This is a genomic window from Amycolatopsis sp. CB00013 (assembly GCF_001905755.1).
In the GTDB taxonomy this organism is placed as follows: Bacteria; Actinomycetota; Actinomycetes; order Mycobacteriales; family Pseudonocardiaceae; genus Amycolatopsis; species Amycolatopsis japonica.
This window is the reverse complement of the sequence record NZ_LIWC01000004.1, coordinates 458699-479291: the sequence shown is the minus strand read 5'-3', so window position 1 is coordinate 479291 and position 20593 is coordinate 458699. Positions and strand designations below refer to the sequence as shown.

Genomic DNA, 20593 nt, shown 5'->3' with positions numbered 1-20593 from the left:
GTTCATACTGCCGACAAAGCCTTCCCCAGTGCGTCGAGCCAGCATCCGGTTCCCTGCTCGCGCCAGGCCGGTTCTTCCTGTCCGTCGAGGAAGGTGCCCTGCTCGATCAGCGTCAGGCGGGTGCCGTCCGCCTCGGGTTCGAGCAGCACCGTCGTGAGCGAGACGGTCGCGAGGACGTCGTCGGTGGACAAGGACGTGGCGTAGACGATCCGCTCGTTGTCGACGATGTCCTCGTACCGCGAATCGGCGATCAGCTTCCGGCCGTCGCCATGGGGACCCGTGGTGATCTCGCGGCCACCGACGCGGAAGTCCAGGGAATGCTCGCCACCGGACACGGTGAACCAGCCGGCTTTCGCGGCGGGATCGGCCCAGGCCGCGAAAACGCGTTCCGGCGACACGGGGTAGACGCGTTCGAGGGTGAACGTGGCGTGTTTGACGGTCATGACCTGTTCCCTTCGTCGGAGTTCAGAAAGCCACCAAGACGATCGAGCCGGTGTTCCCAGCCGGTGCGCTGTCCGCCGAGCCAGTCCTCGGCCATCCGCAGGCCGTCCGGTTCGAGGTGGCAGGTGCGGACCCGCCCCGCCTTCTCCGACCGGACGAGCCCGCTCGCCTCCAGCACCTGGAGGTGCTGCATCACGGCGGGCAGCGACATCGACAGCGGCTGCGCGAGCTCCCCCACCGAGGCGGGTCCCCGGGTGAGGCGCTCGATCATTTCGCGGCGCGTCCCGTCGGACAGCGCCTTGAACACCTGATCCATCCGTTGGTTAGGCACATGCTTAACCATCCACCCAGGCCGAGCGATAGTCAAGTAGATGCTTAACTTTCTGCGGTCATCCCCTCCACGAGCAGCCACTGCGACGCCAGGTACGAGGTCAGCACGAAGGTTTCGAGATTGGCTCGCACCCGCTCACTGGTGACGAAGTTGCGGCGGATCAGGATCGCCAGATCCGACGCGGAGAACAGCAGCGCACCGGCGGCGATCCAGGTCCGGCGGTCACCCGACGGGATCACCATCCCGCCCGCGACCTTGGCCTTCGGCGCCAGCACCGGATCCGCCGCGAGGGTCGACGTCGTGCTCAGCAGGCCTCCGTAGGCCGAAAGCACCGAAGAGACCGGAGACGGCTTCGGCAACGCCATCGCGACCGCGGCCGCCGCCCACGCCGCCAGCCGGGGCGGCGCGGTCGCCGCGCGCGGACGAGCACCCCGGCGCCACAGCAGCGCGGAGTACAGCACCTGCATCAAGCCGAACGACGTCGCGCCCTTGATCAGCTCGCCGTCTTCATCGGACCGGCCCATGAAATGGTCGCCCGCGCCGGCCGCGATCAACGCGGCGACGAGCAACCCCTTCTCCCCCGGCGCGAGCCCCCGCGAACGTGCGACCCGGGCGGCGAGTACCGGAACCGCGGCAGGTTTGGTCGCGAGTTGCAGCTTCCGATTACCCGTTCTGGCGGAGTACACCGTGCCGATCGCGGCACCGGCGAACAACACGCGTTCGGCGATCTTGAGGGCTTTCACCAACCACCTCCGGAACTTATTTCTGGGTAAGTTACCAGGAGGTCAGTCTGATTCAGACGGCTTCGCGGAAGGTGTTCCGGTACGCGCTCGGCGAGACCCCCAGCGCCGCCTGCAGATGCTGGCGCAGCGAGGCGGCAGTGCCGAAACCCGCCTCGGCGGCGACCTTGTCCACCGGCAGATCGGTCTCTTCGAGCAGCTGACGTGCCCGTTCGATCCGCTGCTGGGTCAGCCACTGCAACGCCGAGATCCCCACCTCGTCGCGGAACCGCCGCGTGAAGGTCCTCGTGCTCATCGCCTCTTTCGCCGCCAACTCGCGCAGCGTCAGCGGCCTGTCGAGATTCTCCAGCGCCCAGGCCCGGGCCGCCGCCGTCGACGAGGACTGCGGCTCCGGCACCGGCCGCCGGATGAACTGCGCCTGCCCGCCCTCGCGATGCGGCGAGACGACCGTTCCGCGCGCGACCTCGTTCGCGACCGCGGCGCCGTGATCACAGCGGATCATGTGCAGACAGAGGTCGATCCCGGACGCGACACCCGCCGCGGTGAGGACGTTCCCGTCGTCGGTGTAGAGCACGTTCGGGTCGAGGGCGACCTTCGGGAACTTCGCCTGGAAGTCCAGCGCCGAACGCCAGTGCGTGGTCGCCTTCCGGCCGTCGAGCAGGCCGGCGGCGGCGAGCACGAAGGCACCCGTGCAGATCGACGCGATCCTGGCCTCCGGCCGGATCAGCTCCAGCGCCCGGGCGAGCGGCTCGGTGAGGTCGTGCCCCGAGGGTTCGTATTCGGTGGAGGACGCCGGGATGACGACGGTGTCGGCTTCGGCCAGCACTTCCGGGCCGTGCGCGACCGAGATGGTGACGTCGGCGTCGGTCCGGATCTGCCCGGGTTCCGGCGTGCAGGTGACGACTTCGTAGAGCGGCTCACCGTCGGCCGATCTGGCCGTGCCGAACAGCCGGGTGACGATGCCCAGCTCCATCACCAGCATTCCGTGCCGGACCAGCACGGCGACCCGATGGCGGCCGGGATGCGCGAAAAAGCCCATGGCTCGATTCTTGCACATGTTGTCCATCGGGCCACTCGTTTCGACGACGGGACCGAGCGACGGTGGAACCATGAACGTGCTGTGGATCTTCGCCCACCCCGAACCCCGTTCCCTCGGCGGCTCGCTGCGCGACGAGGGCTTGCGCACCCTCCGCGCGCAGGGCGCCGACGTCCGGGAATCCGATCTGTACGCGATGAAATGGAAGGCCGTCGTCGACGCCGACGACTTCGGCCGGGCCGCTTCCCCGGAGCGGCTCGTCGTCGGCTCGACGTCGAAGGACGCCTTCCGGACGGGCGAACTCGGCGAGGACATCCGCGCCGAGCACGAAAAGCTGGCGTGGGCGGACACCGTGATCTTCCAGTTCCCGTTGTGGTGGTACGGAATGCCCGCGATCCTCAAGGGCTGGTTCGACCGCGTCTTCGTCAAGGGTTTCGCTTACGGCGTCCAGCGCCCCGACGGCCGGACGGCCCGCTACGGCGAAGGAGCGCTGGCCGGGAAACGCGCCATGGTCGTGCTGACCGCGGGCGCGCCGGAGGCCACCATCGGACCGCGCGGCGTCAACGGCGAGATCGGCGATCTGCTGTTCCCGTTTCAGCACGGAACACTGTGGTACGCGGGGATGTCCGTGCTGCCGCCGTTGACGATCTGCGGCGCCGACCGCGTTTCGCCCGAGCAGTACGAGGCCGCCGCGGAGTCACTCCGCGAGCGACTGCGGACACTGTCCACTCAGGACCCGATCCCGTTCCGCCGTCAGAACGGCGGCGACTACGACGACGCCCTGGTCCTGCGTGACGAGCTGGCGCCAGGGCGGAGCGGGATCGGCGTCCACCTCGCCGGTTGACCTAATATTACGTCGCGGTTATATTTCCCTCACGGCACATTAGGAGGTAACCGTGAACGCTCGCGCCCGGTTGGAAACCGTCGGAGAACGTCCGGCGCTGCGGATCGAACGCCGTCTCGCGCATCGGCCGGAACGCGTCTGGCGGGCGATCACCGAACCGTCGGAGCTCGCGAACTGGTTCCCCGCGGCGGTCACCGTCGACCTGCGGCCGGGTGGGGCGATCGAGTTCACCTTCGAAGACGAAGAGGCGCCGACAGTGGGCGAAGTACTCGAAGCGGACGAGCCCCGTGTCTTCGCGTTCAGCTGGAACGAAGACGTGCTGCGCTGGGAGATCGTCCCGGAGGGTGACGGCAGCCGTCTGCTGTTCACGCATACGTTCGGCCGGGGTGAACCCGCCATCGCCACGATCGCCGCGGGCCGCACGGCCGCCGGCTGGGACAGCTGCCTCGTCGCGCTCATCGCCTTGCTCGACGGCGAGGATCACGAGCCGCCGCAGGACTGGGTGGGCCCGATCGAGGCCTACACCGAGGAGTTCGGGCTCGCCGAGGGCGAGGTCCTGGAAACCGGCGACGGCAAGGTGATCCGCTTCCGCCGTGATCTGGTCTGGAAACCGCTCGACGAGGTCTGGGGCCTTCTCTCGGCCGAAAAGGCCGCGGGGACGGTCATCCGCGAAGAGCCGCCGCGGCTGCTGGAGTTCAGCCTGCCGCGAGGTGGCGTCGTCCGCTGGGAGTTCAGCCACTCCGAACTCGACGGCACCATGGTCGAGCTGACCCAGACCGTCCCCGCCGGACAGGACGACGTCGTACCCGAAGCGCTGCGAAGCTGGCGAGAGAAGTTGAAGGAGTTCTTCGCGGCGGCTCACGGAAGCTGATCTCCACCCTGGGGATGACCTCCACCGGACGGACGCGGAGACGCCGCCCGTCTGGTTGAGTTCGCCGTATGAAACAGCCGTCGGCGCTCTCCCAGCGGGTGGCGTACACGATCGACGCGCTCCTCGCGCTGGTGCTCGTCGTGGCCGTCGGCGGGAACCTCGCGGCACAGACCTGGACGTTCCTCGTCGTCATCCCGATGTGGCTCGCCTGGGCGACGGTCGCCGCCAGCGGGATCGCGATCGCGCTACGGCGGCACCGCCCTCTGCTCGCCTACGGCCTCGGCCTGGGCAGCCTCGTCCCGGCGCTGATCGCGGGCAACGGGCTGGCCCCGGCCGCGCTCCTGGCCACCGGATGTGCGCTGTACACCGTGGCGCTGGAACACCCGCGGGCCCGCTCGCTGATCGCGATGGGTCTGGGGCTCGTCGTCGTCATGATCTTCGAGGTACTGCGGCTCGGGCCGAACACGATCGCGTCGACGGCCTTCGCGGGCGGCGGCGTCGCGGGCTCGTGGGCGCTGGGCTGGATGACGCGGCAACGACGCGCGAACCTGGCCCAGCTCGCCGAAACCCAGGCCGATCAGGCGGTTTCCGACGAACGGCTGCGTATCGCGCGCGAGATGCACGACGTCGTCGCGCACAGCATGAGCCTGATCGCGGTCAAGGCGGCCGTCGGCAACCACGTCGCGGAGCAACAGCCCGAAGAAGCACGTGAGGCGTTGCGGGTCATCGAACTCACCAGCCGCGAGACCCTCGTCGAACTCCGTCGGATGCTCGGCGTCCTCCGTTCCGGTGACGGCACGCCCGAGGCCGCGCTCGGGCCCGCGCCGAAACTCGCCGACCTGCGAACCCTTGCCGAACGCGCCGGACAGGCCGGGGTGCGGGTCGAGCTGACCGGCGAGGCGGTGGACGACCTGCCCGAAGGCGTCGCGCTTTCGGTCTACCGCATCACGCAGGAGGCGGTGACCAACGTCGTGAAGCACGCGGGACCGTCGGCGTGCCGGGTCACGATCACCGAAGGCCCCGGTGAGGTCAGCGTCGAAATCGTCGACGACGGACGCGGCGAAGGCTCGCCGCCCGCCGTGGGCGGACACGGGTTGATCGGCATGCGCGAACGCGTCGCCGTCTACGGTGGCGACTTCGAGGCGGGCCCGCTGCCCGCCGGGGGATTCCGGGTGTTCGCGCGGCTTCCGTACGCCGCCAAGGAAGTGGGGACACGATGATCCGCGTACTGATCGCCGACGACCAGGCGTTGCTGCGCGGCAGTTTCCGCGTGCTCGTCGACTGCGCGCCGGACCTCGAAGTCGTCGGGGAGGCGAGCGACGGCGCGGAAGCCGCCGAACTCGCCGAGAAGGAACGCCCCGACGTCGTGCTGATGGACGTCCGCATGCCGGAGCTGGACGGGATCGAAGCGACCCGGCGGATCTGCGCGTCGCCCGCCACCGAAGGCGTCCACGTGCTGATGCTGACCACTTTCGACCTCGACGCCTACGTCTATTCGGCCCTGCGCGCGGGCGCGAGCGGCTTCCTGCTGAAGGACACCCCGCCCGCCGAACTGCTGACCGCGATCCGCGTCGTCGCGGCGGGCGAAGGACTTCTCGCCCCTTCGATCACGCGAAGGCTCATCGCGGAGTTCGCCCGGCTGCCCGAACCCGGCCAGCGCGTCGCGGCGTCGCTGGACAACATCACCACGCGGGAACGCGAGGTGCTGAGCCTGATCGCGCGCGGCCTGTCGAACGACGAGATCGCCGGGACGCTGCACCTCGGACTGGCGACGGTGAAGACGCATATCGGCCATCTGCTGCACAAGCTCGCGGCGCGGGACCGGGCGCAGCTCGTGATCGCGGCTTACGAGTCCGGGCTGGTGCGGGCCTCGGTCTAGCGGGTCGAGCCTGAGGGGTTCGCGGCGCTGAACGTCCTGGCTCCTCCACACAGGGATTCGTTGATGAAGGATTTGGGACAGTGGACGTCCCGAATCCTTCATCGACAACGCTCGACCCGGTCTGGAACGGAGCGAATCCCGCTCACGCACAGGTCAGATGTAGATCAACAAGTACCGGTCCGTGAAGGCCTCCTTGAGGGACTCTGGGTCCCTTAAGGAGGCCTTCACGGACTTGCGAGGCGCCACACAAGCCCCATGAACACCAGCAGTCACAGCGGCCGCGCGTGAAGGCCCCCTTCCCTCGGCTCAGCCGAGGAAACTCGACCTTCACCCCTTCCCAAGTAAGTGAAGGCCCCCTTCACTGCGCTAGACGCAGTGAAGGGGGCCTTCATGTACTTCAGGCCCCAGACCCCCAGGACGTTGCCTACGCCACACGCGAAGTGACCGTCGAGTAGCTAGGCTGCGGTTTCATGAGCAGTGCGACGGAGCCGCTCGGGACGCCGCCCGAGGACGAACCGGACATCCACACGACGGCCGGCAAGCTGGCCGACCTGTACCGCCGGTATGACGAGGCGGTGCACGCGGGTTCCGCGAGGGCGGTGGAGAAACAGCACGCCAAGGGCAAGAAGACCGCCCGCGAGCGGATCGACCTGCTGCTGGACGAGGGCTCCTTCGTCGAGCTCGACGAGCTGGCGAAGCACCGCTCGGTCAACTTCGGCCAGGAGAAGAACCGCCCCTACGGCGACGGCGTCGTCACCGGCTACGGCACGGTCGACGGCCGCCCGGTGTGCGTGTTCAGCCAGGACGTCACCGTCTTCGGCGGTTCACTCGGTGAGGTGTACGGCGAGAAGATCGTCAAGGTGATGGACCTGGCGATCAAGACCGGCCGCCCGATCATCGGCATCAACGAGGGCGGCGGCGCGCGGATCCAGGAAGGCGTCGTCTCGCTCGGGCTGTACGGCGAGATCTTCAACCGCAACGTCAAGGCGTCCGGCGTCATCCCGCAGATCTCGCTGATCATGGGCGCCAACGCGGGCGGGCACGTCTACTCCCCCGCGCTGACCGACTTCGTGGTGATGGTCGACAAGACCTCGCACATGTTCATCACCGGCCCCGACGTCGTGAAGACCGTGACCGGCGAAGAGGTCTCCTTCGAGGAACTCGGCGGCGGTCGCACGCACAACACCCGTTCGGGTGTCGCGCACTACCTCGGTTCCGACGACGAGGACGCCATCGCGTACGTGAAGGAACTGCTCGCGTTCCTCCCGGCGAACAACCTGTCCGAAGCGCCGCTGTTCGAGACCGGCTCGGCGCCAGGTGGGTTCTTCGACGACGTCACCGACACCGATCGCGAGCTCGACACGCTGATCCCGGACTCGCCGAACCAGCCGTACGACATGCACGAGGTCATCAACCGCGTCGTCGACGACGGTGACTTCCTCGAAGTGCACGAGCTGTTCGCGCCCAACATCCTGGTCGGCTTCGGCCGGGTGGACGGGCGCAGCGTCGGCATCGTGGCGAACCAGCCGACCCAGTTCGCCGGCTGCCTCGACATCGACGCCTCCGAGAAGGCCGCGCGGTTCGTGCGCACCTGCGACGCGTTCAACATCCCGGTGCTGACCTTCGTCGACGTCCCCGGCTTCCTGCCCGGCACCGACCAGGAGTGGAACGGCATCATCCGGCGCGGCGCGAAGCTGATCTACGCCTACGCCGAAGCGACCGTCCCGCTCGTCACCGTCATCACCCGCAAGGCGTACGGCGGCGCGTACGACGTCATGGGGTCGAAGCACCTCGGCGCGGACATCAACCTGGCCTGGCCGACGGCGCAGGTCGCGGTCATGGGCGCACAGGGCGCGGCGAACATCGTGCACCGCAAGACACTCGCCGCGGCCGCCGCCGACGGCAAGGACGTCGACGCGCTGCGGGCCGAGCTCATCCAGGAGTACGAAGACACCCTCCTGAACCCGTACGCGGCGGCCGAGCGCGGTTACGTCGACTCGGTGATCGTGCCCGCGCACACCCGCGGCCACGTCGCGAAGGCGCTCTCGCTGCTCCAGGGCAAGCGTGAGTCGCTGCCGCCCAAGAAGCACGGGAACATCCCGCTGTGACCGCGCCCGAAACCCCGCTGCTGCGCGTCGTCCGGGGCAACCCGGACGACGCCGAGCTCGCCGCGCTGACCGCCGTCGTCGCGGCGGTGGCCGGTGCGCGGGCACCGGAACCGGCGCCGAAACGGGATTCGTGGTGGGCGGACAAGGCATCGCTCGTGCGGGCCCCGCTCGCCCCGGGAGAGGGTGCCTGGCGGGCATCGGCGCTTCCTCGCTGAGACGGGCCCGGCGGGCTATCGTGACAGTCCTGCCGACCGCGATCGCCTCAGAAAGCCGTGCGTGACGAACCAGGACCACCTCTCCACCGAGTTGCGCCGTCTGCGCAAGGCCGCCGGGCTGTCCGGTACCGAAGCGGCGAGTCTCACCGGCCTCAGTCAGTCGAAGGTGTCGCGGGTCGAGACCGGCGCGTTCATGCCGACCGAAGAGCAGGTCATCGCGCTGTGCCGTGTCTATCGCGCGCCCGCGAAGGTCCGGCGGGAGCTGGTCGCGATCACCCGGGACCTCCGTGAAGAGGCGTCGTCCGCCCGCGTCGTCTTTCAGCGCGGTGCCTGGCGGATGCAGCAGCGCATCGGCAAGATCGAGACGGCCTCCGCCCGCATCCGGAGCTTCCAGCCGACCATCGTGTTCGGCCTGCTCCAGACCCGCGACTACATCACCGCGCTCTTCGGCGACGCGCTGCCGGAGGACGAACGCGACCAGACGGTCGAGGCCCGCCTGGAGCGCCAGCGGATCCTCGATTCGAACCGTCAGTTCCATTTCGTGCTCACCGAAGGCGCCCTGCGCTGGAACATGGGCGGCGCGGCGACCATGCTGGCCCAGCTCGGCCATCTCATCGAGATCTCCCGCCGCGACCGGGTGCGGCTCGGCGTGATCCCGTGGACGACTCCGGTGTCGGTCCCCGTCCTCCACGGTTTCGACATCTACGACTCGCGCGCGGTGCTCCTCGGGACGCAGACGGCCACGGCCCTCGTCACGGACGAACGCGAAGTCACCGACTACGAAAAGAACTTCGCCGAAGTCGAGCGCTACGCCACCTACGGCGACATCGCCTGCGGGCATCTGACGCGTATCGCCGCCGACTACCGAAAGCTCGCGGCCGGATCCCTTCGGTGACCTAAGACCCTTGGCCTTATGCACTCCGAGAGTGCATCGTGTGTAAAGCAGCTGTCGGTGAAGGTCCCTTTCCGTGCGCCGAACGCGATCAGCGGAGCCGCTCACCGACCGATCGGCACAGATCACCCGATCTCGCCAACCTTGCTGCCGCGCAACCCGTCTACTTGCCGAAACAGTCACTGGGGAAAGGCCCTCCTATGACCACCTGGCACGAAAACATGACCGGCTGGCACAAGTCGACCTACACGCACTGGGAAGAGAACGCCTGCGTCGAGGTCGGCACCGCACCCGGCCTCGTGGGCATCCGGGACACCAAACAGTGGGCGCTGCCGGACGAGAGCCGTCCGATCCTGGTGCTCCCGGCCGAGTCCTTCGCCGCGCTCCTCGAGCACCTCGGACGATGAACGACGTCGCCGAGCCGTACATGGTCCACGATCCGCGGGAGATGGCGGGCCAGCTGATCAACGGCAACTGGATCGTCGCGCGGTGGGAGCACCTCGGGGAGGACGAGGACCTCGACCACTGGACCGCCGTCCTGCGCGGGCACTGCGAAGAACTCGACGTCGATCCGTATGTCATCAACATCCCGCGGAAGAGCCTGACCATCGTCTTCAACGGCGCGCTCCCCGCGCCGACGTTCGAACAGCTGGAGAACTCGATCGCTGCCATCGAGTACCACCGCTTCCTCGAACGCGAGATCGGGCCGCGACCGCTCGACTAGCGGCCGGCCGACGCACCGAAGCCCCCTTGAAGGTTCAGCCCTGCCTGGCATATATTCCACACGGAATAATCAGCAGGGAATCTTCCAAGGGGGACATTCATGGCCGCGAAGCTCACCCCGCTCGCCATGGCGGTGCTCGAACTCCTGCATGAGCGGCCCATGCATCCGTACGAGATGGCGCAGCTGATGCGCGAGCGCTTCGTCAACACGCGCGTGAAGGTGAAGGCGGGCTCGCTCTACCACACGGTGGATCGCCTGGTGCAGAACGGTTTCGTCGAAGTCGTCGAGACACAACGGGACGGGAAACGCCCCGAACGCACCGTGTACGCGATGACGGACACCGGCCGCGACGAGTTCGTCACCAGGGCGCAGGACATGCTGGCCACGCCCGCCGAGGAGTACCCCGAGTACCTCAGCGCGCTCGCCGTCATCGACGAGCTCGGCCCGGAAATGTCGCTCACGCAGCTCAAGCACCGCGTGCTGCGGCTGCAGGCCGCCATCGCCTCCGACCAGGTCGTACTCGAAAACCTGGTCAACGAGCACAAACTTCCCGAGATCTACTGGCTCGACTGGTCCTACGCCACCGCGCGGCGGGCCTTCGAGCTCGAATGGACCCAAAAACTCGTCGCAGACCTGGAATCCGGCCGTATCCGGTTCCAGGGCCACTGCACGCCACAACTGAACCTGGTCACCGAGGACGACAGCGATGAACGCAAGACAAGCTAATCCCTGGGCCGCGCTTTCCGCGCTGTGCCTGGGTTTCTTCATGATCCTGCTGGACACCACGATCGTCTCGACCGCGATCCCCGCGATGCTGCGGGAGCTCGGCGCCGGGCTGAACGCGATCGTCTGGGTGATCAGCGTCTACCTGCTCACCTACGCGGTGCCGATGCTGTTCGCCAGCCGTCTCGGCGACCGCTTCGGCCCGAAACGCGTCTACCTGGCGGGGCTCGTGGTGTTCACCCTGGCCTCGCTGTGGTGCGGTCTGTCCGGTTCGGTCGAGATGCTGATCGCGGCCCGCGCGGTGCAAGGACTCGGCGCCGCTTTGATGACGCCGCAGACCCTGGCGTTCATCAGCCATCTGTTCCCGCCGTCGAAGCGTGGTCCCGCGATGGGGCTCTGGAGCGGCGTCGCCGGGATCGCGGCCATCGTCGGGCCGGTGCTCGGCGGCGTGCTCGTCGACCACCTCGGCTGGGAATGGATCTTCTTCGTCAACCTGCCGGTCGGCGTGGTCGCGATCGCGCTGGCGCTGCTCAAGGTGCCGGACTGGCAGCCGAAGCACTCGCATTCCTTCGACGTCCCGGGGATCCTGCTGTCCGGCGCGGGGTTGTTCTGCGTCGTCTACGGCGTCCAAAATGGACAGCACTACGACTGGGGGCGGGTGTTCGGGCCGGTCACCGTGTTCGAGATCATCGGTTTCGGCGTCGCCCTGCTGGTCGCTTTCGTGGCGTGGCAACGGTTCAACCGCCGGGAACCACTGCTTCCGCTCGGCGTTTTCGCGAACCGCAACTTCTCGGCGGGCACGCTGACCTCGGTCACCGTCGGTTTCGCGATGACCGGCATGTTCCTGCCGCTGGTGATCTACATCCAAGCGGTGCTGGGCGAGTCGCCGACGATGTCCGGCCTGCTGTTCGCACCGATGTCGTTGCTGGCCGGCCTGATCGGCCCGTTCGTCGGCCGCGCTTCGGACAAGGTCAACGGGAAGATCCTGCTGATCGTCGGGCTCACCGCGCTCGCCGCGGGAATGGGACTGGCGGCCCTGATCGCCGAGGCGGGCGCGAACGCGTGGACGCTCACCCCGGCGCTGCTGGTGGCGGGCCTCGGCATCGGCTTCATCTTCGCGCCGATGGGCAATCTGGCGATGAGTTCGGTCGAACCGCGGCTCGTCGGGACCGCGTCGGGCATCTTCAACACCGCCCGTCAGGTCGGCGGCGTGCTGGGTAGCGCGGCCGTCGGTGTGCTGCTGCAGGCACGGATCGGTACGTCGATCGCCGACGAGGCGGCGTCGGCCGCGCGCGCGTTGCCGGAGCAGTACCGGGCGCCGTTCGCGGAAGGCGTCGCGAAGGCCGCGGAATCGACCGGGGAGTTCGGTTCTTCCGGGGCGGCCGCGTTCCCCGGCTTGCCGTCCGGTGTCGCCGAGCAGGCTCAGCGGCTCGCGCTCGAAGCCGTCCACAATGGACTCACCGACGCGGCCCGCGTGACGCTGCTGCTTCCGGCCGCGGTGCTCGTGCTGGGCGTGCTCGCCGCGCTCACCATGCGCCGCCCTTCCCGGGCACCCCGCCCGCCCGCTCGCGAACCCGCCGCCAGCGCCGCCTGACCCTCCTCCCGCATTTAGTCCTCTGAATGCGGGTCGTGGGCCCACCACCGGCGCAATGAACGGTCCTTTCCTTGCACATTTCGCAAGGAAAGGACCGTTCCTCTCATCCGCGGGAGGCGGAAGCTACCGGCGGTACCGAAGGCCGTAGCCGTACGGGTACAGCGCCTTCTTGCCGTCACCGACGTTCACCGGTTCTTGCGCCGCACTGACCGGCCAGCTGAACGTCAGCTTCCCGGTCGGGTTGTAGTCGCCGTAAAGGACATCGGCGACGCCGGCGCCTTCACTGCCCGGCAGCCAGGCAGCGACCAGCCCGTCGAACCGCGGCAGTTGCGCGGCGATGTCGAGCGGACGCCCGGACACGGTCACCACGACGACCGGAACACCCGAACTCTTCAGCTTGGCGATCGTGGCGAGGTCTTCCGCGTCGAGTCCGAAGCCGTTCGGCCGGTCTCCCTGTCCTTCGGCGTACGGCGTTTCGCCCACCACGGCGACGGCGACCTGATAGCTGCCGTCGATTCCGTCACCCGCACGGTCATAGGTCACCGTGGTTCCCTTCCCCGCCCCCGACTTGATGCCGTCGAGGATGGTCGTGCCCGGGATCACCGGGCCGCTCTGTCCCTGCCAGGTGAGCGTCCAGCCGCCCGCCTGGTTTCCGATGTCGTTCGCGTTCTTGCCCGCGACGAAGATCTTGTTGTTCTTCTTCGCCAGCGGCAGCACACCGTCGTTCTTCAGCAGCACCTGGGATTCGCGGACCGCCTGCCGGGCCAGTTCGCGATGTTCCTTGCTGCCGAACGTCTTCTGGAGAGATCGGTCGGTGTACGGGTGCTCGAACAGGCCGAGTTCGAACTTCTCCGCCAGGATGCGGCGGTTCGCGTCGTCGATCCGGTCGCGCGAGACGCGCCCCGCCTCGACTTCGGCCTTGAGGTAGGCGATGAACTGCGGCGCGTCCCACGGGACCATGAACATGTCGATGCCCGCGTTCACCGAGAGCCGCACCTCTTCGGGGGTGAAGCCCTCCTTGCCGTCGATCTGGTTGATCGCGTTGTAGTCCGAGATCACCAGCCCGCGGAACCGCAGTTCCTTCTTGAGGACGTCGGTGATGAGGTACTTCTGGGCGTGCATGCGCACTCCCTGGAAACTGGAGAACGAGATCATCACCGAGCCGACCCCGCGGTCGATCGCCTCGCGGAACGGTGGCAGGTGGATCTGGCGCAGTTCGCGTTCGCTCACCTCGGTGTTGCCCTGATCGACGCCGTTCGTCGTTCCACCGTCGCCGACGTAGTGTTTCGCCGTCGCGAGCACGGATCCCGGTTTCTCGCCGAGCCTGCGTCCCTGAAGCCCGGTGATGGCCGACGCGTTCGCGATGGCGTCACGCGGGGATTCGCCGAAGGATTCGTAGGTCCGGCCCCAGCGGTCGTCGCGGGCGACGCACAGGCACGGCGAAAAGTCCCACTGCGGGCCGGTTCCGGCGACTTCGAGCGCCGTCGCCCGGCCGATCTTCTCGACCAGGCGCGGATTGTTCGCGGCACCGAGGCCGATGTTGTGCGGGAAGATCGTGGCGCCGTAGACGTTGTTGTGGCCGTGCACGGCGTCGACGCCGTAGATCGTGGGAATGCCGAGCGGCGTCGAGACCGCCGCCTTCTGATACGAGTCGACCATGTCGGCCCACCCGTTCGGGGTGTTGCTGGCGGGCACCGAGCCACCGCCGGAGAGCAAGGACCCCAGTTTGAGCGCGGCGGCCTGGTCGGGGGTGACCGCGCCGCGTTCGGCCTGCGTCATCTGGCCGATCTTGTCGTCGAGGCTCATCCGCTTGAGCAGGTCGTTCACCCGCGCGGACGTCGAAGCGTGCGGATTCTTGTAGAGCGGCCCGGGGGCGGCGGACGCGACCGGGGTCAGGGCCGAACCGGCCAGGAGCAGTCCTGCGAGCACTGTGGTTTGCGTCGTGCGAAGAGATCTTCTGACGCGGAGGCGGGGCGACATTGGTTCCTCCGTAGCTCGAACAATCCATATGTTGCGCGCCACAACAAACTAACTCCACGTTCGGGTGTTCCAGGTCACAATCAGGCAACGGCGAGCCGTCGAGTACCTTCCTCACGTGCGTTTCGTTCTCGCGTCCCAGTCTCCCGCCCGCCTCGGTGTCCTGCGTTCCGCCGGCTTCGATCCGAGCGTCGTCGTGTCCGGCGTCGACGAGGACGCGGTCGCCGCGTCCCTGACCGATCCGGCCCCCGAAGAGCTGGTCCGCGCACTCGCCGCCGCGAAGGCCGAAGCGGTTTTCGAGGCCCTCGACGGTCACTCCGACATGGTCATCGTGGGCTGCGATTCGATGCTGTCGATCAACGGCGAAATGGTCGGGAAGCCGATCACGCCGGAAGCCGCGCGCGAGCGCTGGGCGTCGATGGCGGGCAAAACCGGTGAACTTCTGACCGGCCACGCGATCATCCGCGTCGAGAACGGCGAGAGGACGAAGGAAACCTCCGGGACCGAAGGGACCACTGTTCGCTTCGGCACACCGTCCCAAGAAGAGATCGAGGCGTACATCGCTTCCGGAGAGCCGCTTCAGGTGGCCGGTGGTTTCACCCTCGACGGGCTCGGCGGCTGGTTCATCGAGGGAATCGACGGTGATTTCTCGAGCGTCATCGGCATCAGCCTGCCGCTGACCCGGCGTTTGCTGACGGAGGTCGGCGTGAGCGTCATCGATCTCTGGACCCGTCCCGCATCCTGAGACGACTCCCACACGATCGGGTGATCCGGAAGAGTCCTGCCTCGCCGAACGTTCTTCACGTTCGGGAAATCAGGAAACTTTCACGCACCGGAGTCGCCCCGTGTCTTTCATTCGGACCTACACAAGGCCAAGGGTCTTCGCGGCGGCGGTCCTCGGCTCGCTCGTCGTGGGCGCCCTGCTCGGCGTCCTCGCCAGGACGACCGAGGCGAGCTGGCTGACCGACCTGCTCGACCAGATCGGCACGATCTTCACGACGCTGCTGCAGATCGCGGTGATCCCGCTGGTCTTCACGGCGATCGTGGTCGGCATCAACAGCCTGCGCAATCTCGGCGGCGGCAAGAAGGCCGCGCGGCTGGGTGGCAAGACCGTCCTGTGGTTCGCGATCACCTCGTTCATCGCGTCGCTGATCGGCATCGCCGTCGCGAAGCTGTTCAACCCGGGCAGCGGCGGCCTCGGCGAAGGCGTCGCCGCGACCGCGAAGAACGCGGACAAGGCCACCAAGAGCGTCGACAACTGGGGCTCCTGGAGCGCCTTCGTCGAAGGCTTCCTGCCGAAGAACTTCTTCACGGCTTTCACCGAAGGCTCGACGCTGCAGGTGCTGTTCCTCGCCGTGATCATCGGCGCGGCGGCCTACAGCCTCGGTGACAAGGCCAAGCCGTTCGTCGACTTCACCACCAGCGTCTTCGAGATCATCCAGCGCTACCTCGGCTGGATCGTCCGGCTCGCCCCGATCGGCATCGTCGGCCTGATCGGCGCCGCGGTCGCGAACTACGGTGACGCCCTGTTCCGGCCGCTGTTCACCACCACTCTCGCGGTGTACGTCGGCTGCCTCGTGGTGCTGCTGGTGGTCTACCCGATCCTGCTGCAGTTCGTGGCGAAGGTCAGCCCGCTGAAGTTCTTCTCGAAGGCGGGCACGGCGATCCAGTTCGCGTTCGCGTCGCAGTCTTCGGCCGCGACACTGCCCCTCACCCGGCAGTCCGCCGTGAACCTGGGCGTCCAGCCCGCATACGCCGCCTTCGCGACTCCGCTGGGCAGCGCCACGAAGATGGACGGCTGCGCGGCGGTGTTCCCCGCGATCGGCGCCATCTTCATCGCGAACCTGTCCGGGGTCTCGCTGAACATCTGGCAGTACGTCGGGATCGTCGTGGTCGCCGTGCTCGGCGCGCTGGCCACCGCGGGCACCACCGGCTGGCTGACCGCGCTGACCCTGACCACCGCGTTCATCGGCCTCGACGCGCAGCAGGTGGCGCTCGGGATCGCGCTGATCTACTCGGTGAACCCGATCATGGACATGATGCGGACCGCGACCAACGTCGCGGGCCAGATCGTCGTGCCGGTGGTCGTCGCCCGTGGCGAAGGCCTTCTGGACGACGAGGTGCTCAACTCGCCGACGGACCCTTCGCCGACTTCCGACGGCGAAGCGGCTACTGCCTCCGCGAAGGAGCCTGCCACCGCTGGGGCCTGAGGCCCTTTGACGGTCCGTGAAGGCCTCCTTGAGGGACCCAGAGTCCCTCAAGGAGGCCTTCACGGACTCTCGCGTCCCGCAGCCGCCACCGGTGGTAGCAAAGGTCCCTTGCTCCCCGTCAGGGGCAGGCCCGCAGATCAGCCTTCGTCAACCGGACATCCGGCCAGCCCCTCAGCTCCGAAGGCGCGGTGTACCGCCGCGTGCACCCCACGGAACCGCGGGCGACGTCGTAGACCTCGGCGAGCACCGGCGCCGCCTGGCACCGCGCCGATCCGGACTGCGCGCCGGGGCATTCGTGCCGCACGACGATGACGTCCGCGACCCCGTCGGCGGTCACGTCGCTCAGGGCGACCGTCCCGGCGTCGGAGAAATACGGCTTCCCGGTGTCCCGCCAGATCCCGCCACGCGCGACGAACAGTTCCCCCGCCGCACCGGCGCCCGTCTCGCCGCGCACCAGGCACACCGGCGTCGCCCCGTCGACACAGCGCAAAGAATCGCCCTTCAGGGTGACCCCCATGTCGTTGATCATCAGCGGGTACGCGGTGTCCGCGCCGATCCGGACCACACCCTGCTTCCCCGCGCCGTCGGCCAGCAGCACGACGGGCAGCCCGCCGACGGTCATCGCGCCGATCTCGCGGCAGGCCGCGTCCCCGCAGTTCACCCCGGGCGCACTTGGGGCGCCATCGGACACCGGAGGCACGCCGGGGTCACCGTCGGGCGTCGGGGCGGCCGGGCGGAGCAGGATCACGGCGACGATCACGCCCGCCGTCACCACCACCGCCAGCAGGGCGGTGAACAGCACGGATAGTGGCGCCCGCGCTTCCTGTTTCCGCATATCCGAGAGCGTAAGTGATCTAGCGCAGAGTGCACGTCTATGTTGTTCCTGTGACGAACCCCGGACTGCCCACCGCACTGTTCCTTCCGACGGCGAAAAAGCCGAAGGACTACACGAGCGCGGAGATCGAACTCCGCGCGACCAAGGACGGCCGGATGGCGTTGATCGCCTTCAGTTCCGTGCAGCGTCTCGTCGAATGCTGCGGGCCGCACCAGCCGTGGGCACTGGTCAAATCCGAGCACCTCGGCCGCGTCCACCAGGCCCAGCCGTACGACCTGATCGTGCTCGATTCCGACCTTCCGGAAGAACTGCGGCACCGCGAAGCGCTGGTATAAAGCAAAGGTCACCGGGTGGCCTTGCTCTCATTAATCGGGGCGGGAACTTCACCTAAACTGCTGCGGAGCCGCATCGGGGCGGCCCGACGTGCGAACGCAGGAGGTACGGCGTGACCGAGCAGGCCGGCACAGGTGGTCCGGTGACCAAGATCCTGATCGCGAACCGCGGGGAAATCGCGGTACGGGTGATCAGGGCGGCGAAGGACGCCGGGCTGACCAGCGTCGCCGTCTACGCCGATCCTGACCGCGACGCACCCCACGTGCGCCTCGCGGACGAGGCCTTCGCGCTCGGCGGCACCACCGCGGCCGAGAGCTACCTCGTCTTCGACAAGCTGCTCGACGCCGCCAAGCGGTCGGGCGCGGACTCGGTCCACCCCGGCTACGGGTTCCTCTCCGAGAACGCGGACTTCGCCCAGGCGGTCATCGACGCCGGGCTGACCTGGATCGGGCCGAGCCCGCAAGCCATCCGCGACCTCGGGGACAAGGTCACCGCGCGCCACATCGCGCTGCGCGCCGGCGCCCCGCTCGTGCCCGGCACCAAGGACCCCGTCGCGAACGCCGACGAGATCGTCGCCTTCGCCGACGAGCACGGCCTGCCGGTGGCGATCAAGGCGGCGTTCGGCGGTGGCGGCCGCGGCCTGAAGGTCGCCCGCACCCGCGAAGAGATCCCGGAACTCTTCGAATCGGCGACGCGCGAGGCGATCTCCGCCTTCGGCCGCGGCGAATGCTTCGTCGAGCGCTACCTCGACAAGCCGCGCCACGTCGAGGCGCAGGTCCTCGCCGACCAGCACGGCAACGCCATCGTCGTCGGCACCCGCGACTGCTCGCTGCAGCGCCGCCACCAGAAGCTCGTCGAGGAGGCGCCCGCGCCGTTCCTGACCGACGAGCAGCGCAAGCGCATCCACGAATCCGCCAAGGCGATCTGCAAGGAAGCCGGCTACTACGGCGCCGGGACCGTCGAGTACCTCGTCGCCGTCGACGGCACGATCTCGTTCCTCGAGGTCAACACGCGGCTGCAGGTCGAGCACCCGGTGTCCGAGGAGACGACGGGCCTCGACCTCGTGCGCGAGATGTTCCGCATCGCGCGCGGCGAGAAGCTGCGCATCACCGAAGACCCGGAACCGCGCGGCCACTCGATCGAGTTCCGCATCAACGGCGAGGACGCCGGCCGCGGCTTCCTGCCCGCGCCCGGCACCGTGACGAGGTTCGTCGCGCCGAGCGGCCCCGGCGTCCGCGTCGACTCGGGCGTCGAGTCCGGCAGCGTCATCGGCGGCCAGTTCGACTCGATGCTCGCGAAGCTGATCGTCACCGGCTCGGACCGGCAGAACGCGCTCGAGCGCAGCCGCCGCGCGCTGGCCGAGATGGTCGCCGACGGGATGGCGACGGTGCTGCCGTTCCACCGCGTGATCGTGGACGACCCGGCCTTCATCGGCGACGAGAACGGTTTCAGCGTCCACACCCGCTGGATCGAGACCGAGTTCGAGAACACCATCGAGCCGTTCGTGGCGCCGGAAACCGTCGAGGCCGAGGAAGAGCAGCCCCGGCAGAACGTCGTCGTCGAGGTCGGCGGCCGACGGCTCGAAGTGTCGCTCCCCGGCGGTTTCTCGCTCGACGCCGGTGGCGGCGGGACGGCCGTGAAGGCCAAGCCGCGCAAGCGCGCGGGCGGCACCAAGGCCGCGGTGAGCGGTGACGCGGTCACCGCGCCGATGCAGGGCACCATCGTCAAGGTCGCCGTCGAAGAGGGCCAGCAGGTCGAAGCGGGCGAGCTGGTCGTCGTGCTCGAAGCGATGAAGATGGAGAACCCGGTCACCGCACACAAAGCGGGCACCGTCACCGGGCTTTCGGTCGAGGTCGGCGCCGCGGTGACGCAGGGCACGCAGCTGTTCGAGCTCAAAGACTGACGAATGTCGTGGTTGACGGGGCCTCGCCCGGCCTATTCTCGAAAGGGTGAGCGAGGTTCCGTCTCCGCGGCTGCGGATCAGTGATCAGGATCGCGAGTCCGCGCTGACCGCGCTCGGCGAGCACATGACCGTCGGCAGGATCGACATCGACGAGTTCGGCGACCGGTCCGCCCGGATCACCGCCGCCAAAACCCGCGGCGAGCTGGCCGAGATCTTCCTCGACCTGCCCGAGCCGCACCCCCATTACGACACGCCCAAGGCCGCCGTCGGCGAACCGGGGAAACCGGCGTCGACGTGGGCGGGCATCTCCCCGACGCAACGCGTCATGGGCGCGCTCCTACCGATCCTGTTCATCGCCACCATCGCGCTGATCATCACCACCGGCATCACCTGGTGGTTCATCCTCGTCCCGATCGGGATCAGCGCCGTCGGCGAGGGCATCTGGGGCAAGGGCTGGGAGAACTCGCACAAGAAGCTCGGGAAGCAGCGTCGACGGGAACTCGACGGCTGATCCGCCCGTAGACTCGGGACGTGAGTGCCGAGAGACCGGACATGCGGCTGAGCGACGCCGAACGCCAAGACGCGCTCGAGGCGCTGGAAGAGCATGTCCGCACCGGCAGACTCGACCTCGACGAGTTCGGTTCGCGGTCGGCGAAGGTCAGCGCCGCGAGGATGGCGAGCGAACTCGAACCGCTGTTCACGGACCTGCCTTCGCCCCGGCCCAGCGCGCTGCTCCCCCTGCCGCCGATGCCCGGCGTCTCGCAGGCGTCCGCGAAGAACGAGATCCAGCCGTCGAAATGGCTGACGGCCAGTGCCGTGCCGATCGCCGCCGCCGTCGCGATCGCGTTGTTCTTCTTCACCCGCGGGACGTTCCTGGTCTTCCTGCTGCCGCTGGCGGTCGCGCTGATCATGAGCCGCCGCCGCTGAAGCGCCGGTT

The 20593-nt window shown here is 68.2% G+C and carries 23 protein-coding genes; 17 read left to right on the top strand and 6 right to left on the bottom strand.

What is annotated here, in order from left to right; translation table 11 throughout:
• Nucleotides 1-2 precede the first annotated feature (2 nt).
• Genes AMK34_RS28975 through AMK34_RS28960 form a run of 4 tightly spaced genes read right to left on the bottom strand, consistent with a single transcriptional unit; the run spans nucleotide 3 to nucleotide 2578 of the window.
• Nucleotides 3-443 (bottom strand): SRPBCC domain-containing protein, encoded by a 441-nt coding sequence (locus AMK34_RS28975; RefSeq protein WP_038519273.1) that lies wholly within the window; start codon nucleotides 441-443, stop codon nucleotides 3-5.
• Complete coding sequence (locus AMK34_RS28970) at nucleotides 440-757, bottom strand: ArsR/SmtB family transcription factor (protein WP_038519275.1); 318 nt, start codon at nucleotides 755-757, stop codon at nucleotides 440-442. Before AMK34_RS28970 ends, AMK34_RS28975 begins: the two co-directional genes overlap by 4 nt.
• A gap of 59 nt (nucleotides 758-816) precedes the next feature.
• A complete protein-coding gene (locus AMK34_RS28965; RefSeq protein WP_037332304.1) occupies nucleotides 817-1515 on the bottom strand; it encodes a lysoplasmalogenase family protein in 699 nt (232 codons plus the stop codon).
• A gap of 52 nt (nucleotides 1516-1567) precedes the next feature.
• The gene (locus AMK34_RS28960; protein ID WP_073847466.1) at nucleotides 1568-2578 is read right to left on the bottom strand and encodes a GlxA family transcriptional regulator; all 1011 of its coding nucleotides are present in this window, start codon (nucleotides 2576-2578) and stop codon (nucleotides 1568-1570) included.
• 43 nt (nucleotides 2579-2621) lie between these two features.
• Here AMK34_RS28960 and AMK34_RS28955 point away from each other — a divergent pair, with 43 nt between their 5' ends.
• The 11 genes from AMK34_RS28955 to AMK34_RS28905 all read left to right on the top strand — a co-directional run bounded on the left by AMK34_RS28955 (nucleotide 2622) and on the right by AMK34_RS28905 (nucleotide 12398).
• Nucleotides 2622-3392: an NAD(P)H-dependent oxidoreductase gene (locus AMK34_RS28955; protein WP_073847465.1), complete on the top strand. Its 771-nt coding sequence runs from the start codon at nucleotides 2622-2624 to the stop codon at nucleotides 3390-3392.
• Between the two features lie 52 nt (nucleotides 3393-3444).
• Entirely contained in the window at nucleotides 3445-4263 is an 819-nt protein-coding gene (locus AMK34_RS28950; protein WP_073847464.1) for an SRPBCC family protein, read from the top strand.
• A gap of 68 nt (nucleotides 4264-4331) precedes the next feature.
• Nucleotides 4332-5483, top strand: coding sequence for a sensor histidine kinase (locus tag AMK34_RS28945; protein ID WP_073847463.1), 1152 nt, complete (start codon nucleotides 4332-4334; stop codon nucleotides 5481-5483).
• Nucleotides 5480-6142 carry a response regulator gene (locus tag AMK34_RS28940; RefSeq protein ID WP_073847462.1) on the top strand — a complete coding sequence of 221 codons (663 nt, stop codon included), beginning with the start codon at nucleotides 5480-5482 and terminating at the stop codon, nucleotides 6140-6142. The genes AMK34_RS28945 and AMK34_RS28940 overlap by 4 nt, the downstream gene beginning before the upstream one ends.
• A 470-nt stretch (nucleotides 6143-6612) precedes the next feature.
• Nucleotides 6613-8250: an acyl-CoA carboxylase subunit beta gene (locus AMK34_RS28935; RefSeq protein ID WP_016331340.1), complete on the top strand. Its 1638-nt coding sequence runs from the start codon at nucleotides 6613-6615 to the stop codon at nucleotides 8248-8250.
• Complete coding sequence (locus AMK34_RS28930; protein ID WP_037332313.1) at nucleotides 8247-8465, top strand: acyl-CoA carboxylase subunit epsilon; 219 nt, start codon at nucleotides 8247-8249, stop codon at nucleotides 8463-8465. Before AMK34_RS28935 ends, AMK34_RS28930 begins: the two co-directional genes overlap by 4 nt.
• Nucleotides 8466-8526: 61 nt before the next feature.
• Nucleotides 8527-9360: a helix-turn-helix domain-containing protein gene (locus tag AMK34_RS28925; protein WP_073847461.1), complete on the top strand. Its 834-nt coding sequence runs from the start codon at nucleotides 8527-8529 to the stop codon at nucleotides 9358-9360.
• Between the two features lie 197 nt (nucleotides 9361-9557).
• Nucleotides 9558-9764, top strand: a complete 207-nt coding sequence (locus AMK34_RS28920) for a DUF397 domain-containing protein (protein WP_038519296.1) — start codon at nucleotides 9558-9560, stop codon at nucleotides 9762-9764.
• Nucleotides 9761-10081 (top strand): hypothetical protein, encoded by a 321-nt coding sequence (locus AMK34_RS28915; RefSeq protein WP_016331336.1) that lies wholly within the window; start codon nucleotides 9761-9763, stop codon nucleotides 10079-10081. Before AMK34_RS28920 ends, AMK34_RS28915 begins: the two co-directional genes overlap by 4 nt.
• 99 nt (nucleotides 10082-10180) lie before the next feature.
• The gene (locus tag AMK34_RS28910; RefSeq protein WP_038519299.1) at nucleotides 10181-10807 is read left to right on the top strand and encodes a PadR family transcriptional regulator; all 627 of its coding nucleotides are present in this window, start codon (nucleotides 10181-10183) and stop codon (nucleotides 10805-10807) included.
• Nucleotides 10788-12398 (top strand): DHA2 family efflux MFS transporter permease subunit, encoded by a 1611-nt coding sequence (locus AMK34_RS28905; RefSeq protein WP_073847460.1) that lies wholly within the window; start codon nucleotides 10788-10790, stop codon nucleotides 12396-12398. The genes AMK34_RS28910 and AMK34_RS28905 overlap by 20 nt, the downstream gene beginning before the upstream one ends.
• A gap of 123 nt (nucleotides 12399-12521) precedes the next feature.
• Here AMK34_RS28905 and AMK34_RS28900 read toward each other — a convergent pair whose 3' ends face one another.
• Nucleotides 12522-14327, bottom strand: a complete 1806-nt coding sequence (locus AMK34_RS28900) for a glycoside hydrolase family 3 protein (RefSeq protein ID WP_073847459.1) — start codon at nucleotides 14325-14327, stop codon at nucleotides 12522-12524.
• Nucleotides 14328-14493: 166 nt separating this feature from the next.
• Between AMK34_RS28900 and AMK34_RS28895 the strand changes: the two genes are divergently transcribed.
• Both AMK34_RS28895 and AMK34_RS28890 read left to right on the top strand, forming a co-directional pair.
• Complete coding sequence (locus tag AMK34_RS28895) at nucleotides 14494-15120, top strand: Maf family protein (protein WP_073847458.1); 627 nt, start codon at nucleotides 14494-14496, stop codon at nucleotides 15118-15120.
• A 100-nt stretch (nucleotides 15121-15220) separates the two neighbouring features.
• Nucleotides 15221-16585: a dicarboxylate/amino acid:cation symporter gene (locus tag AMK34_RS28890; RefSeq protein ID WP_038519306.1), complete on the top strand. Its 1365-nt coding sequence runs from the start codon at nucleotides 15221-15223 to the stop codon at nucleotides 16583-16585.
• 118 nt (nucleotides 16586-16703) lie between these two features.
• Here AMK34_RS28890 and AMK34_RS28885 read toward each other — a convergent pair whose 3' ends face one another.
• Nucleotides 16704-17387 (bottom strand): hypothetical protein, encoded by a 684-nt coding sequence (locus tag AMK34_RS28885; protein WP_083650026.1) that lies wholly within the window; start codon nucleotides 17385-17387, stop codon nucleotides 16704-16706.
• Between the two features lie 83 nt (nucleotides 17388-17470).
• On the opposite strand from AMK34_RS28885, the gene AMK34_RS28880 reads away from it, so the two are divergent.
• The 4 genes from AMK34_RS28880 (at nucleotide 17471) to AMK34_RS28865 (ending at nucleotide 20583) form a co-directional block, all read left to right on the top strand.
• Nucleotides 17471-17755, top strand: a complete 285-nt coding sequence (locus tag AMK34_RS28880) for an SAV_915 family protein (RefSeq protein WP_037332331.1) — start codon at nucleotides 17471-17473, stop codon at nucleotides 17753-17755.
• Nucleotides 17756-17865: 110 nt separating this feature from the next.
• Nucleotides 17866-19656 carry an acetyl/propionyl/methylcrotonyl-CoA carboxylase subunit alpha gene (locus tag AMK34_RS28875; RefSeq protein ID WP_073847456.1) on the top strand — a complete coding sequence of 597 codons (1791 nt, stop codon included), beginning with the start codon at nucleotides 17866-17868 and terminating at the stop codon, nucleotides 19654-19656.
• Between the two features lie 46 nt (nucleotides 19657-19702).
• A complete protein-coding gene (locus AMK34_RS28870) occupies nucleotides 19703-20167 on the top strand; it encodes a DUF1707 SHOCT-like domain-containing protein (RefSeq protein ID WP_073847455.1) in 465 nt (154 codons plus the stop codon).
• Between the two features lie 41 nt (nucleotides 20168-20208).
• The gene (locus AMK34_RS28865; protein WP_038519317.1) at nucleotides 20209-20583 is read left to right on the top strand and encodes a DUF1707 SHOCT-like domain-containing protein; all 375 of its coding nucleotides are present in this window, start codon (nucleotides 20209-20211) and stop codon (nucleotides 20581-20583) included.
• The last annotated feature ends 10 nt before the right edge of the window (nucleotides 20584-20593 follow it).